Source organism: Mesobacillus jeotgali (assembly GCF_900166585.1).
Classification (GTDB): Bacteria; Bacillota; Bacilli; order Bacillales; family Cytobacillaceae; genus Mesobacillus; species Mesobacillus jeotgali_A.
Genome location: NZ_FVZC01000007.1, coordinates 551,033 through 566,028 on the forward strand (window position 1 = coordinate 551,033; position 14,996 = coordinate 566,028).

Below are 14,996 nucleotides of genomic sequence, written 5' to 3' on the forward strand. Positions count from 1 at the left end.
TGGTGCTTTTTCTCAATAAGGTGGTTCAAATGAAATTACTAACCCGACTGACACTCACACTTTTACCAATATTCTATATGGCATTTATTTGGATACAATCGAGCTACTTTGACCCGGAATCATTAAGTACGCTTTCTACAGAAATAAGCTTTAAAGTGATTTTAATTTTGGGAATCGTATTGGAGCTTGCTCATTTATTCGAGTTTGGGGTTCTGTACCTTTTATTCATTATGGCATTTCTTAGTTACGGAAGGCTGACTTATTTTAAGGAGCTCCTGGGAGTCCTGTTTGCATTTTCCTATGGTTTTATAGATGAAATTCATCAAATGTATATCCCTTTCCGGTCGGCATCAATTTTGGACTTAGTAAAGAATACAATTGGGATTGTGGTATTTTGGTGGCTCATCCATCGTAATTATTTTAGAAGGCCATATTCAAAGTTAACACAGGTGATGAGGAAAGTTACACAAATTACCGAAGCGGGTAATGGTTGAAAAAAGGAGGTCGACTAATGAATTTTTTATTTCTGTACCTTTCAATTTTAAACATGGTCGATGCCTTCTTAACACATTTTGGTCTAAAGCATTCCTATATTAATGAGTTGAACCCTATAATGGAGGGTGTGTATAATGCAAATCCTCTTTTCTTTCTTTTTATAAAACTTTCCTTCTCTGTCGTATTGTATTTGTTTGTATTATATAAAAAGGTGCCGCGCTCAGCCTTGATAATGGGGTTAATTCTTCTGGCTTCTGCATTTTATTCTTTAGCTCTAGCGGTCCATTTAAGTTGGATCATACTTGTGTTGGTTTAAATTCTCCTCGTAATGCCCCCTCAAAAAAATTCACTTCTTTTTACTATTTTCATATTCAATAACGATTTTAACAGGCGTATAATTTTCCTTATAAATGTATAAGAAAGAAGGCGTATTGTAGATGTTTCAGACGCTCAAGCGTGAGCTTTTGGCCGGGATTACGGTTTCGGTTGTTGCGCTGCCGCTGGCATTGGCTTTTGGGATGCAGGCGACGGGTAATTCTGATGGTGCAATTATTGGTTTGTATGGTGCCATCATCACTGGGTTCTTTGCGGCTTTATTCGGCGGGACGAAGAGCCAGGTCACAGGTCCGACTGGGCCGATTACGATCATTTTTACAGGAATCGTGGCGTCACAGGGGCTGGAGTATGCGTTCATTGCCGCATTCATGGGCGGGCTTTTTCAAATTGTCTTCGGATTACTAAAGGCGGGCAATTATTTAAAATTCATTCCACTGCCCGTGGTCAGCGGTTTTATGAACGGAATTGCTATTATCATTATTATGGGGCAGCTACAGTATGTAACAGGCAGCTTTTTAGTAGTCGTTTTGACGATTATTTTTATGCTTGTTTCAATGAAGTGGGTCAAGGCGATTCCGCCCAGCTTAATGGCTTTGATTTTAGGAGCTGTTGCTGTGGTGCTGCTGGAGAAGGTTTTGCCAGCGATTCATTTCACATTGCCATTAGTAAACGATTTTGTATTCTTTGATAATGTTGAAAGAATTGGGGAAATTCCAAAAGGTCTGCCTCAATTCCATCTGCCTGCTGCAGACATTAGTATCCTCATACAGTTGATTCCCTCAGCATTAAGTATTGCTGTCCTTGGGTCGATTGACTCCCTTCTGACTTCTGTCGTAATGGACAATATGACAGGCACGAAGCACAAAAGCAACAAGGAATTGATCGGACAGGGGATTGGCAACACGCTTGCTGGGTTATTTGGCGCGATGCCAGGTGCTGGGGCAACGGTTCGTTCCGTGGTCAATTTGCGAAGCGGAGGCCAAACCGCTCTGTCGGCGATGGTCCACAGTGTCGCCTTGCTGCTGTTCATGCTAGTGTTCGGACCGCTTGCTGAGGACATTCCGCTCTCGGTGCTTGCCGGAATATTGATCATGACAGGAATCACAATGTTTGATTACGACAGCTTGAAAATTCTTAAAGACGAACCGAAAACCGACGCTGCAGTGATGCTAGTGACTATGATCTTAACAGTAGTCATTGACCTAATGGTAGCGGTTGGTGTTGGCATTGTGATGAGTGCACTGATTTTCATGAAGCGGATGAGCGATGAGGGATTTAAAATTAACAGTAAAATGCAAGAAGGCTTAAAGATTTATACACTAGAAGGACCGCTGTATTTTGGCGCGACAGAACTGATTGCCAAAACAATAAGTTCGGATAACAGCCAGGAAATTGTGATTGATATCGAAAAAGTCACTATAGTGGATGCTTCTGGAGCCTTGCTCTTGGTGCAGCTTAAAGACCAGTTGAAGGAGCGTGGGCAGAATCTATATCTTGTCGGCAATGACCTTGATCTTGGTGGTATCCTTCGGAAGATGAATATATTCCATGAATTCGGCATAACAGGACATTTTGAAACACTGGAAGAATTAATCACTTATCTAAAATTCAATAACAAATTAGTTCATGGTGCCTGAGTAAAATCAGGCACTATTTATTTTTTATAAAAATATTGCCATTTTTTTCTTCAACAGGTACAATATGAAAGTATTAACTTAAGGAGGCAGTCGAAATGATTGATTTGAACCGAGCATCTAAAACAATTTTATATGTTTTACCTTCGGCCTGCCTGTATTGTGTGTAGTAGCGCTTATTTTTGTCATGAAAAATAACTGCCTAACCATAGACTGGAATGTCTGTGGTTTTTTTGTGCCTAAAAAACGAATGTATGTTCTTGGAGAGTGATAATGTGATTACTGTTGAAAATTTGAAAAAGGAATATAAATTGGTGAAACGTGACCCGGGTCTTAAGGGTGCGGTCAAGTCGCTATTTAACCGTAAGTATGAGACGAAGCATGCGGTAAAGGGGATTAATTTTACGATTGAGCAGGGTGAGACGGTTGGTTATATTGGTGCGAATGGTGCTGGTAAGTCGACTACGATTAAAATGCTGACGGGGATCCTGACTCCGACATCCGGAAAAGTGACGGTGAACGGGCTGGTGCCGTATGAAAACCGCCAGAAGAATGCGGTCAATATCGGGGCTGTCTTTGGGCAGCGGACGCAATTGTTCTGGGATATTCCGGTTCGTGAATCTTATAATCTTCTAAAACATATTTACGAAATTCCTGAACAGGTATATCAGGAAACAATCGCAATGTTTACAGAGGTGCTGAACCTGGAACCTTTGCTAGGCATTCCGGTCAGACAGCTTTCTCTTGGGCAAAAAATGCGCTGCGAATTGGCTGCAGCCTTCCTTCACCGGCCAAAAGTAGTCTATCTGGATGAGCCGACGATCGGTCTTGATATTGCGGTAAAAGTAAAAATCCGAAAGTTTATCAAAGAAATGAACCAGCGGTGGGGCACAACAGTGCTGCTGACTACACATGACATGCAGGATATAGAGGAAATCTGCGACCGGATCATCATCATTGATGGCGGTACAATTTTATACGATGGCGGGTTAGAACAAATTAAAAAACAATTCGGCCAACAACGAGTTATTCATTTTGAATTGGCAGATAAAGAAAAATTTGAACTGCCACCGTCACTCAAAGGGCAGGTAGAAATTTTACCGAACGAGGAAGAAACGAAGGTCAGCCTGTCTTTTGACCATGAAGCAGTTAAAAGTTCTTTCGTCATTTCTGAAATGATGAGCATGTATGAAATTGGCGATTTGAATATCGCAGACCCTAAGATCGAAACGATCGTGGAGGAGCTGTACAACAAGCAGGAAAAGGGGGGAGAGCATGAGAAAGTATTGGCAAATAGCTAAAGGGCGGATGCAGGAGAATACTGCCTATTCAGCATGGTACTGGGCGGGGACTCTTTCTGCCGTAATGAGGCTGTTGATTATTTACTTCTTCTGGCAGGCGGTTTATTCAAACCAGACAACAATTCAAAATATAAATCTAGAAACGATGCTGACGTATATCGTGGTTGCAATGCTGCTGCAGGGCTTTGTGGGCGGTGTCGGCAATGAGCTTGCGGAAAATATAAAGGACGGACAGGTCGCAATCGAGTTGATGCGCCCTTACGATATGATTTTTAAATTATTCGCTGTCGATATGGGCGCGAAAATCATGTATTTAATTCAGGGAACAATTCCGATGGTGCTAATAGCTTACTTCTTCATGGATTTAAGCTTTCCAAAATCGCCTGAGACAATCATTCTGTTTATCCTCAGTACGCTTGCTGGAATCTGGATTGGCACATTCTTTGATTTCCTTGTCGGTGTGCTGGCATTCTGGACGGTCAATGTCTGGGGAGTACGAGTGCTGAAGGAATCATTGATTACATTTTTCTCAGGTGCACTTGTGCCAATCACGCTTTTCCCTGATTGGTTGAGAACGATCACTGAATTCCTCCCGTTCCAGGCGATGGTATATCTCCCGGTATCGATTTATTCCGGTCTTATTAGCGGGACGGAAGCTTATATGGCACTTGGAATCCAAGTATTCTGGCTTGTGTCTTTGTATGTGTTGGTGAGGGTAGTCTGGTCGCAGGCCATTAAACAGATTACGATTTTCGGAGGATAGGAGGCGATTGTATGCGTCGTTATACTAGATTGTATTGGGAGTTTGCGAAGAGCCATATGAAGGTGATGATGGAATACCGAATCGACTTTTTGATCGGTGTTGCTTCCGTCATGCTCGAGCAGTTCGCTTCCATCTTTTTTGTAAAAGTAGTGTTCGACCACATTGAGCAAATCAATGGCTGGTCGTTTTATGAGATATTGTTCATTTACGGAATCGCGGCAACAGGCCGGTCAATACACCAGATTTTCTTTGATAATCTTTGGACGCTTGGCTGGCAGTACATCAGGCCAGGAAAGCTTGACCGTCTGCTGATCCGGCCGGTAAATCCGCTGTTCCATGTTGTTGCCGACCGGCTGCATCAAGATGGGTTCGGACAACTGATCATTGGGTTGATTATTCTGGGAACTGCGATTCCACAGCTCGACCTTGTTTGGGGAGCAGCGGAAATCGCAATGCTGGTCATCATGATCATCTCATCCGGGCTTATTTTTGTAGCGATTAACTTATTTTTCGCTACATTCAGCTTCTGGATGATCGACAGTCTTCCGATTGTCTGGGCTGTCTTTAACCTGAGTGACTTTGCGAGATATCCGCTGACCATTTATCACAAGGGGATTCGCATGTTCCTTACGTGGATCATTCCATACGGGTTCACAGCCTTTTTCCCGGCAGCTTATTTTATTGATAAATCAGGGTACAAGGAATTCGCGCTCTGGACTCCAGTAGCGGCAATTGTTTGCTGTGTCATTGCTTATGCATTTTGGAATAGGGGTCTAAAAGCCTTTGCCAGTACGGGCAGTTAAGCAACCCGAAAAATGTAGGGAATATTCAGATTACACGTCCAGTTTCGGATTGTAAGGCGGGACTTTAGGCTGTATGATGAAGATAAAATAGGATGATTGGGGTGGCAAGGATGTTGGAAAGCAAGTCAGTCAGAGAAGTATGGCAGGAAATCGAAAAGGTCATGAATGAAAAACCAGAACCCATTCAGGGAATGAGTGTCGTTTATCAATATGACATCACAGGGGACGATAGCGGAACATTCCAGTTGCTGATCACCAATGGAACAGCTCGTGTGACTGAAGGAACAGAAGCATCCCCAGACTGCACCCTAAAGCTTTCAGATATAAACTTCAAGAAGATGATCATGGGCAAACTAAATGGAACAGCAGCCTTCATGACAGGAAAACTCAAAATCCAGGGCAGCATGGGGCTCGCATTGAAACTTGAAGGAATCCTCAATGAATACAATCTAAGCGAAACCGCATAAAGCAGTGGGCCAGGTATAGATTGCCTGGTCCATTTTTAATTCAATAAACATCCTCTTTATCCCCATAAAAAATATTTATAAAAAACCCCTGCATAATTAGACAAAATATAACAAGATATGACACATCCTGTTATAATAAGGCTAACAAAAGTTTGAGATTTAAGGAGATTCCGTATGGAACCATCTAAAAAAAATTCCGTTTTAGTGTATGAAGAAGTAAAAGCAGTAAAGTTCTTTTTGTGGACTTTTTATATCATCCTTGTACCTTATGATTTTATTTATTATTATTTGGTCCCTTACTTTAATAATAGAGAAGTAGGTTTACCTTCAGGTGGATTGGGTTTCTTCTTTCATTTAATCTTGTTTGCTTTGATTCCCATTGCAAGGTATTTAGTTAAAAAGGGACGCCCCGAACAAATTAAATATATATACTTTCTGGTATTTATATTATTGGATGTTGTAAATAACATGATGATATATTGGGGCACATCTAGGCAGTTTGGCAACGGACATGTCCTTGAGATTTATTTTATTCTGTTTTCGCCAATATTTGTAAGCAGCAGTTTCTTTTGGACTATGACTTTAGGATTTTTCTTTAAATACCTCATAACTGGGCTGGTTTTTCAGTCTGGAGAAGTGCTTGTACCTATGGGCTTGATAATTTTCATCTCTACAATAACTTGGATTTTACTGAATCGCTTCCAATCGTATGTTAAGGCGGTAACTTCTGTATATGAAGATATGAGACAGAAAGAAAAGCTGGCAGTAATAGGACAAATGGCCGCAGCGATAGCGCATGAAATAAAAAATCCGTTATCATCCTTAAAGGGTTTCACTCAATTACAGCAAGAAAAGGATAAGGGTGACGAACAATATTACCCTATTATGTTAAATGAAATTGATAGGATTAATGCAATTGTTAACGACTTGTTGATTCTGGGTAAACCTAATACGGCTGTTAAAGTTCCTAAAAAACTAGTTGAACTGATAGAGTATGTTGTAACTGTTATTGACCCACATGCTCAAAGAAAAGAAATTAATATTGAGTATGATATTGATAATTCTACTGTACTATTATGTGATGAGAATCAACTAAAGCAGGTTTTTATCAATTTAATCAAAAATGGAATGGAATCAATGCCGGATGGAGGAACGGTATCAATAAACTCCGAAGTTAAAGGTGATCGAGCATTCATTTCAGTAAGAGATGAAGGATGTGGAATACCCCCTGAGAAACTTGCGAAATTGGGAGAACCCTTTTATACAACCAAGCAAAACGGAAATGGTCTAGGATTGATGGTCACGAAAAAAATAATCGAAGAACATGAGGGTACTTTTAATATTGAAAGTCAGTTAGAAAAAGGAACTATTGTTACTATAACTTTACCCATCTCAAGGTAAAGTTATTGTTGAATAACGAAAAACAAAATTGCGAATAAACCAAAAGGACTATTTTATTGAATAGTCCTTTTGGTTTATAATGGAGAAAAATGTCGAATGATGACAATTTAGACTAGGTCATAATACTTATTTTATTCTTATTTCAATAAAACTATTAATATGTAATGAATAATGGCGATATGAAGGGAAAATACATAGGTATGTTGACAGAAAAAGAGGTATATCATGCAAAATTCTTTTGATCAGCCATCTTTGAATCATGAGGAAAAAAGAGCATTAAAGTGGTTTATAACTTTATTTTATATTTTGTTCATTTCCTTTGAAATTTTCTACTATTTTTTATTTCCGAAATATGTAACACACTCGGATGTTTTGATTTTTGCTAACTATAGATATTTTTATCACCTTTTAATCCTACTGTTATTACCTGGTGTGTTTCTTCTGTTGAAAAAAGGAAAACTGTATGCAATTAAGTTTATTTTTTTTCTAGGATTTATAGTAATTACAATACTAAATGATTCAGTAACGTACCTAAGTAATGATTCGGGTTATGATGGTGGAAATATCGTTGAAGTGTTCCTAATTCTTTTTGCGCCAATTTTCGTGAATACAGCTTTTTTTTGGACGGTTTCACTTGGAACGATTTTTAAATATTCTTTTATAGGGCTATTACTTAATACAACTGAAGTTTTATTTCCAATAGCGGTGATTTTAATTCTGTCTTTGTTAGGATTCATTATTTTAAAGAGATATCAAGGATATGTAGAAGCTATTAAAGAATCTTTTGATAATCAACTATCAGGAATTGTTAAGGGAGTAATTGCAACACTTGAATTAAAGGATCCTTATACAAAGGGACATAGCGAAAGGGTAGCGTACTATGCAAATTCACTCGCTGAAGCTACTGGCAGATTCACAAAAGACCAATTGCGTTCCTTTACATATGCGTGTTTACTACATGACATTGGGAAAGTGAATATCCCTGACCCAATACTAATGAAGCCAGGAAAACTGACAAAAGAAGAATACGAGATTATTAAAACCCATCCCGAGGTGGGAGCAGAAGCTATTATTAAGGTGAATGGACTAGGAGACAGTATTGATATTATAAAGTCCCATCATGAAAGGTGGGATGGCAAGGGGTATCCAGACCAACTAAAGGGAAGCGAGATACCTTATGCAGCAAGAATAGTGTCCATTGCGGATGCTTTCGATGCGATGACATCCTCCCGGTCATATCGTTCTGCAATGCCTTTTGATGTCGCATATAACAGGATAATCGAAGGTCAAGGTACCCAATTTGACCCTGAATTAGTTGAAAAGTTTAAGGAGGTTTTTCCAGAATGGGTTGCATTCCATACAAAATACAAGTGGAATGTAGATCATTTTGTTCAAAAACAGAATAGTATAGAGGAGGCAAGAGCATGAAGATTCGCAAACTAAAAAAAATCAAAACAACCTGTTGGTGGTGTCCATTTGTTAAACAATAAATGAAAAAAAGGGATGTTAAGTTTTCTGCAAACATCCCTTTTTAATACTTTAATAAGGTGATGGGCATGGATATTACCTATGAAACTCATGTTTCACTCAAACAACTGGCTATTCGTAAAGATCACAAACATTATATTGTTGAAGATGTAATGAGTGGTGAATTTTACGAAATGCCAGAAGTTTGTATTGTTGCGATCGATTTGATAAATCAAAAAAAATCACTTGATGACGTGGAAAAAGAATTGATTGCTAAATATCCTGATGAAGATATAGTCCTACTTGATTTTGTCTCTCAACTCCTTAAACTTGACTTAGTTAGCGAGATGGACGGCGAAAAAATATTAAAACGTTTAGGCCGACAGAAAGAACAATGGGGTAATTCATGGATCCCTATAAGTCTCGGCCGTATCTTCTTCAATTCAACAAGCTCAAAGCTGTATCTGGGTCTACTTATCGGAAGTGTAGGTCTGGTACTCTACGACCCAGCTCTATTCCCACGCTATTCGGATTTATTCGCTTTTGATCTCATGCTTCAAAATATTGTTGCTTGGATGGCTATAACTTTCATTCTTGTCCTGCTCCACGAATTCGGCCATGTGCTCGCAGCTAGGTCAGAAGGACTTCCCGCGAAGATTGGCATTGGCCATCGGTTATTTCTTGTGGTGCTTGAAACGGATATGTCGCAGGTTTGGAAATTGCCGCCTGAGAAGCGGAATAGGCTTTATCTGGCAGGTATCTACTTTGATAGTGTTGTACTATTCATGGCTTTATTGGCTCAAAATTTCACAACCGAATCTTCGTTTATGATGGGATTATTAAAGTTGGTGGTACTAGATACCTTCATCCGCCTCATTTATCAGGCTGCTGTTTTTATGAAGACCGATCTTTACTATGTAATAGAAAATAAAACTGGCTGTTATAACTTAATGGAAAATGGCCGGAACTTTCTCGCGCAATGGCTTCCATTCCTAAGAGTGCCGGAAACTGAAACATTCGAAGGGGAAGAAAAGGTTGTCCGAAGATACTCAGGTTTCTATCTGGCAGGCATCTTCCTAACCATCGCCATCACCGCCTGCTACTACATCCCGCAATTGTTTTTCGCGGTGAATCAAATGATGCTGCCGGGCTTTCTTGAGCCGGTAAGCAGTCTTCGATTCTGGGATTCGGTTGTCTTTTTGCTGCAAATTCTTTTGGTTTTGGGGTTATTGCTTTATTCATGGATAAAGAAATATCGTGTCAGCAGTTAAAAAGACAGCCGGGTGGCTGTCTTTTTTAATAGCTTTTGATGTAATCGATTAAAATATCTTTATACTTTTCCATTGATTCCAGCTCGACATATTCGTCATCTCCGTGCCAGTTTGCACCGATTGGGCCGAATTCGATTGCTGGAATTCCATGGACCGCGAAAAACTGAGTGTCAGCGGCTCCATGCTGGCCAAAGATGGCAGCTTCGCCATCGTTATGCCTTTCCAATACAGGTTTCAGCTGGGTGATGAAGGGGTCATCCTGCTTGGTGGCAACCGGAATCCCCTTCAAGCCGACGGTAACTTTGCCTTCAGCGATGCTTTCAATTTCCTGAATAATGGAATCGGGATTCTGTCCAGGGAGATAGCGTATATCTAATGACATCTCGCAACGATCCGGTACCTTATTAAATACTTCACCACCTGAGATGATAGCTAGATTAACAGAAGGTGATTCATAAAAGTCGGAACTTTCTTTCGTGAAAGGCAATTCCAGCAGTTTTTCGTAAACTCTGTATGCTTTCACAATCGCGTTCTCGCCTTCCCATGGGCGGCTGCCGTGAGCCGATTTTCCAGTCACTTCTACTTCAAGTCTCAAGACACCTTTGGCCTGCAGGGCGATGCCAAGCTGTGTCGGTTCAGAGCAAATGACGAAGTCTCCGCGATAGCCGTTTTCAACGAGATAGCCAGTACAATTCATGCCGCCAATTTCTTCATCAGATACAATCTGCAGCTGGATTTTAACACCAGGTTTTTGATTCCGTAATTCCTTCATAGCGACCATCATTGCAGCTACGCCAGCCTTCATATCCGCTGCACCGCGGGCATAGATTTTGCCATCCCTCTCAACGGGGACAAATTGTTCCTTTTTACCGCTGACAACATCGACATGGCCATTGAAAACGATTGTTTTATCTCCCTCGCCAATCTCGCAGACCAGCATTTTATATCCATTATTCTCAATCAAACTTGGCTTCAATTGATGCTCAATCAGCCATTGTCTGCAAAATTCTACTGCCTGATTGGCCCCATCCCTTGTGGAGCTGTCAATCAGGATCAATTCTTTTAGCAATTCTTTCATTCCTTCAACACTCCTCAAAAAGGTTCTACAATACACTTACCACTTCTTAATGGTTTAACACATATAAATAAATAGTAGGTCTTTATCAGGAATAATGATAGATATATTGTTCGTTAAATATGAATCTTTTTCAGGGGTTTAATCATATATAAGGAAAATAGTACTATAAGTTTCCAATAACTTAATAAAAAATTTAAAAAATTCAGGTCTATCAGTCCATTTCCATTTACATGAATCCTACTATAATTAAAGTCGTGTTCTACCAATTTAATCACTAAGGAGATGGACCTCTTGAAAAAGCCTTTGCGCAAGTTGGGAAAATCCGTTGCTGCCACAACTATGGCATTATCGGTATTAGCAGGACCTGTTTCATATAAAACATTTGCGGCTGATAAGCCTGTAAAGCCGGCCCAGGCTGAAGTACAGCTTCGTATTTTGGGAACTACAGATATTCATACACATATAGCAAACTATGATTATTATAAAGATGCTGAGACGAATGAATTCGGTCTGGCGAAAACTGCTACATTAATTAAGCAGGCAAGGGCAGAGGAAAAGGGAAAGAATAATCTCCTATTCGACAACGGAGACCTGATTCAGGGAAATCCGCTTGGTGATTATAAAGCAAAGGTTGATGTTCTGGAAGACGGAGAAAAGCATCCAGTTTTCGAAGCTATGGAACTACTAGACTATGATGGGGCCACAGTCGGCAACCATGAATTTAACTATGGCCTAAACTACCTTGATGAAGTACTAGATGACGCGCCAATGCCATACGTGAATGCAAACGTGTTCAAGGATGACGGTGACGATAACCCTGATAATGACGAAAATTACTTTAAGCCATACAGTATTTTAAATAAAAAAGTAACAGATGAAAATGGCAAGACCCACGTGATCAAGGTTGGTGTAGTCGGAGCAGTAACGCCGCAAATCACGCAATGGGACAAGGAAAATCTTGATGGCAAGGTCATCACGAAGGATATTGTAAAATCTGTTGAAGCGCAGATCCCAAAAATGAAGGAAGAAGGCGCTGATATCATTATCGCCCTCTCTCACTCAGGGATTGGTGACGAGAAAGTTGTAGAGATGGAAGAAAACGCTGCATACGACCTTTCACTTGTTGAGGGAATTGATGCGATTATCACTGGTCACAACCATTTAACTTTTCCTGGAGACTTCAAGGGCCTTCCTGGAGTAGATGCTGCCAATGGAACAATCAACGGCGTGCCTGTTGTCATGGCTGGAAACTGGGGCAATCAGCTTGGCGTAATGGACTTGACGATTGCCAAGAATAAAGGAAAGTGGAGCGTTAAAAATTCCAAATCCGAGCTTAGGGCAATTTATGACAAGAAGAATAAAACTCCTTTAGTGGAAGCAGATGAGGAAGTTTTAGCAGCAGTAAAAGAAGATCATGAAGGCACAGTGAAATATGTGAATCAGCCAGTTGGAAACACGGAAGCTGACATTCACAGTTACTTCGCTTTGGTTCAAGACGATCCATCAATCCAGATCGTGACGAATGCACAAAAATGGTATGTTGAAAAGCAGGTAAAAGGAACACCTGATGAGAATCTTCCAATTCTTTCTGCCGGAGCACCGTTCAAATCAGGAAGAGGCGGAGCAAGTGATTATACTTATATCCCTAAAGGAACAATTGCGATTAAAAACGTTGCGGACCTTTACCTGTATCCTAATACAGTATCCACAATTAAGATTAAAGGAAGCGATGTAAAAGAATGGCTTGAAATGTCTGCGGGCCAATTCAACCAGATTGATGAAGATAGCAATGCAGAGCAGCCGCTCATCAATCCTAACTTCGCAGTATACAACTATGATGTCATCGATGGTGTTACTTATGAAATCGATGTAACCGAACCGGCAAAATATGATCCAAAGGGTAACAAGGTAAACGAGAATGCAAACCGTATCAAGAACCTGCAATACAATGGTCAGCCGATTGATCTTAACCAAGAGTTCCTGGTTGTTACGAACAACTACCGTGCAACTGGTACATTCCCTGGTGTGGTAAATCAGACTGCAGTTGAAATGTATCCGGATGAAAATCGCCAGGCAGTTATCGATTACATCCGTGAAGTTGGAACGATCGATCCATCTGCGGACAATAACTGGAGTTTCGCAGGCGTAAGTAAACCGGTGAATGTTACATTCAACTCAACGCCAGCAGCCAAAACAGCTGTTCCAGAGAGTGGCTTAATTGAATACGCAGGAGATTTGGACAGTGGATTTGCAAAGTTCAATCTTCACTTGCCAATCGGCCTTCAGCTATTGGGGATCAATGACTTCCACGGCCAGCTGGACACTTACAACTCTAAAATCAATGCAGGAGGAGTAGAATACCTTGCTGCATACTTGAAAGAGCGTGAAGCGACAAATCCTAACACATTGATGCTTCATGCAGGCGATGCGGTAGGAGCAAGCTCCCCGGTATCAGCATTGCTGCAGGACGAGCCAACAATTAAAATCCTGAATGAATTAGGTTTTGATGCAGGTACAGTTGGGAACCACGAGTTTGATGAAGGCATTGAAGAAATGATGCGTTTAATCGATGGTGGAAGCCATCCGAAAACAGTAGAAAAGTATGGCGAATTTGAAGGCGCCAACTTCCCTTATGTTGCGGCTAACCTTGTATACAAAGAGACTGGTGAAAATGTTTTAGATCCATACACTGTAATTGATGTTAATGGAATTCCAGTTGGGGTAATCGGGGTAGCTTTATCTGATACTCCAAGCATCGTAATTCCAAGTGCTGTTCAGAAGGTCCAGTTCACGGACGAAACTGCAGCAATCAACCGCTATACAGAGGAATTAAAATCTAAGGGTGTTGAAACAATTGTTGTTTTGGCACACAATCCATCTTTCTCAAAACAAGATGGGTCTGATGCAGGAGAAGAGCTTGTCCAAATTGCTCAAAATGTAGATGATGAAGTGGACGTGTTATTGGGCGGACATAACCATGCTTTCACAAATACAAAAGTAGACGGTAAAATTGTCGTCCAGTCTTATTCATCAGGTACAGCTTTTTCAGATGTCGACTTATTGATCAACCCTGTCACGAAGGATGTCATGGTTGGAAAGTCTGAAGTCGTATCAACATTCCGTGACAAAATTCAGCCAGATGCTGAAATTAAAGCGATGCTTGACCGCTATGTAGCAGATGTGGCACCAATTTTGAATGAAGTGATTGGTACAACTCCTTCCTATATCAGCCGTGATACAAGTGCTGCTGGTGAATCAGCGATGGGTAACCTGGTTGCTGACTCCATGCGCTGGCAGACGGGCACTGATTTTGCCTTCATGAACTCTGGCGGAGTCCGTGCTGATATTGATGCAGGTCAAATTACTTGGAAAGAAGCTTTTACTGTCCAGCCGTTCGGAAATGACCTTGTAACGATGAATGTTACAGGTGAAGTGATCAAGACGTTGTTAGAGCAGCAGTGGGGCAGTAAAGTCCGAATCATGCCTATATCCGGCCTGAAGGTGAAATATGATGATTCAAGAGCAGCTGGAGATCGTATCGTATCCATCACAAAGAATGATGGAACACCTGTTGAAATGAATCAAACATACTCAATCACAGTCAATAATTATATGGCTGGAGGCGGTGATGGGTACGCAATCCTTGCGACCATTACTGATAAGCAAATCGATGTAGTCGATTTGGATGCTTTGGTGAATTATATTAAGGCACACGGTGAAGTTAATCCTCAAATCGAGGGCCGTGTAACGAAACTAAACTAATACTTTAGAAGGGGAGCGCATTATGCGCTCTCCTTTTTTATGCAAAAAACCAGTATTTACCTACTAGTACTATAGAATCAAATTTGGAAACTCGAAGAAAATTTCCCAATAATATACTTGGTAAAAATAGCAAAAATGACACGTGCTTTTGAAACAAAAACAGGAAAATGTACTCAGTTATATTTTTTCATCCCGTGTATCGGGCGGCAAAAGCGAAA

General features: G+C 40.6%; 12 protein-coding genes. 11 read left to right on the forward strand and 1 reads right to left on the reverse strand.

All coding sequences use genetic code 11. The annotated features are described in order from the left end of the window. Positions 1–29 precede the first annotated feature (29 nt). From B5X77_RS04090 to B5X77_RS04135, 10 genes are all read left to right on the forward strand, one after another. Positions 30–494, forward strand: a complete 465-nt coding sequence (locus tag B5X77_RS04090) for a VanZ family protein (RefSeq protein WP_079505351.1) — start codon at positions 30–32, stop codon at positions 492–494. 53 nt (positions 495–547) lie between these two features. Then, positions 548–811 carry a DUF5658 family protein gene (locus tag B5X77_RS23970; RefSeq protein ID WP_373887798.1) on the forward strand — a complete coding sequence of 88 codons (264 nt, stop codon included), beginning with the start codon at positions 548–550 and terminating at the stop codon, positions 809–811. Between the two features lie 121 nt (positions 812–932). Continuing rightward, complete coding sequence (locus tag B5X77_RS04100; protein WP_079505355.1) at positions 933–2,468, forward strand: SulP family inorganic anion transporter; 1,536 nt, start codon at positions 933–935, stop codon at positions 2,466–2,468. Between the two features lie 272 nt (positions 2,469–2,740). Continuing rightward, a complete protein-coding gene (locus tag B5X77_RS04105; protein WP_079505357.1) occupies positions 2,741–3,766 on the forward strand; it encodes an ABC transporter ATP-binding protein in 1,026 nt (341 codons plus the stop codon). Further along, the gene (locus B5X77_RS04110) at positions 3,741–4,529 is read left to right on the forward strand and encodes an ABC transporter permease (RefSeq protein ID WP_079505359.1); all 789 of its coding nucleotides are present in this window, start codon (positions 3,741–3,743) and stop codon (positions 4,527–4,529) included. The genes B5X77_RS04105 and B5X77_RS04110 overlap by 26 nt, the downstream gene beginning before the upstream one ends. 11 nt (positions 4,530–4,540) lie before the next feature. Beyond that, complete coding sequence (locus B5X77_RS04115; protein ID WP_079505361.1) at positions 4,541–5,332, forward strand: ABC transporter permease; 792 nt, start codon at positions 4,541–4,543, stop codon at positions 5,330–5,332. Positions 5,333–5,442: 110 nt separating this feature from the next. Next, the gene (locus B5X77_RS04120; RefSeq protein ID WP_079505363.1) at positions 5,443–5,799 is read left to right on the forward strand and encodes an SCP2 sterol-binding domain-containing protein; all 357 of its coding nucleotides are present in this window, start codon (positions 5,443–5,445) and stop codon (positions 5,797–5,799) included. 174 nt (positions 5,800–5,973) lie between these two features. Next, on the forward strand, positions 5,974–7,200 hold the full coding sequence (locus B5X77_RS04125) for an ATP-binding protein (protein WP_079505365.1): 1,227 nt from the start codon (positions 5,974–5,976) through the stop codon (positions 7,198–7,200). 225 nt (positions 7,201–7,425) lie between these two features. After that, entirely contained in the window at positions 7,426–8,628 is a 1,203-nt protein-coding gene (locus B5X77_RS04130) for an HD-GYP domain-containing protein (protein ID WP_079505367.1), read from the forward strand. Positions 8,629–8,756: 128 nt separating this feature from the next. After that, entirely contained in the window at positions 8,757–9,938 is a 1,182-nt protein-coding gene (locus B5X77_RS04135) for a zinc metalloprotease (RefSeq protein ID WP_079505369.1), read from the forward strand. A 25-nt stretch (positions 9,939–9,963) separates the two neighbouring features. Here the strand turns inward: B5X77_RS04135 and B5X77_RS04140 are convergent, their stop codons facing one another. Beyond that, the gene (locus B5X77_RS04140; RefSeq protein WP_079505371.1) at positions 9,964–11,016 is read right to left on the reverse strand and encodes a M20 family metallopeptidase; all 1,053 of its coding nucleotides are present in this window, start codon (positions 11,014–11,016) and stop codon (positions 9,964–9,966) included. 282 nt (positions 11,017–11,298) lie between these two features. Between B5X77_RS04140 and B5X77_RS04145 the strand changes: the two genes are divergently transcribed. Further along, on the forward strand, positions 11,299–14,778 hold the full coding sequence (locus B5X77_RS04145) for a bifunctional 2',3'-cyclic-nucleotide 2'-phosphodiesterase/3'-nucleotidase (RefSeq protein WP_079505373.1): 3,480 nt from the start codon (positions 11,299–11,301) through the stop codon (positions 14,776–14,778). Positions 14,779–14,996: the final 218 nt, after the last annotated feature.

Coding starts and splice junctions, on each gene's coding strand:
- B5X77_RS04090 (WP_079505351.1), top strand. CDS start 30: ATGAAATTACTAACCCGACTGACACTCACACTTTTACCAATATTCTAT.
- B5X77_RS23970 (WP_373887798.1), top strand. CDS start 548: ATGGTCGATGCCTTCTTAACACATTTTGGTCTAAAGCATTCCTATATT.
- B5X77_RS04100 (WP_079505355.1), top strand. CDS start 933: ATGTTTCAGACGCTCAAGCGTGAGCTTTTGGCCGGGATTACGGTTTCG.
- B5X77_RS04110 (WP_079505359.1), top strand. CDS start 3,741: ATGAGAAAGTATTGGCAAATAGCTAAAGGGCGGATGCAGGAGAATACT.
- B5X77_RS04115 (WP_079505361.1), top strand. CDS start 4,541: ATGCGTCGTTATACTAGATTGTATTGGGAGTTTGCGAAGAGCCATATG.
- B5X77_RS04120 (WP_079505363.1), top strand. CDS start 5,443: ATGTTGGAAAGCAAGTCAGTCAGAGAAGTATGGCAGGAAATCGAAAAG.
- B5X77_RS04125 (WP_079505365.1), top strand. CDS start 5,974: ATGGAACCATCTAAAAAAAATTCCGTTTTAGTGTATGAAGAAGTAAAA.
- B5X77_RS04130 (WP_079505367.1), top strand. CDS start 7,426: ATGCAAAATTCTTTTGATCAGCCATCTTTGAATCATGAGGAAAAAAGA.
- B5X77_RS04135 (WP_079505369.1), top strand. CDS start 8,757: ATGGATATTACCTATGAAACTCATGTTTCACTCAAACAACTGGCTATT.
- B5X77_RS04140 (WP_079505371.1), bottom strand. CDS start 11,016: ATGAAAGAATTGCTAAAAGAATTGATCCTGATTGACAGCTCCACAAGG.
- B5X77_RS04145 (WP_079505373.1), top strand. CDS start 11,299: ATGGACCTCTTGAAAAAGCCTTTGCGCAAGTTGGGAAAATCCGTTGCT.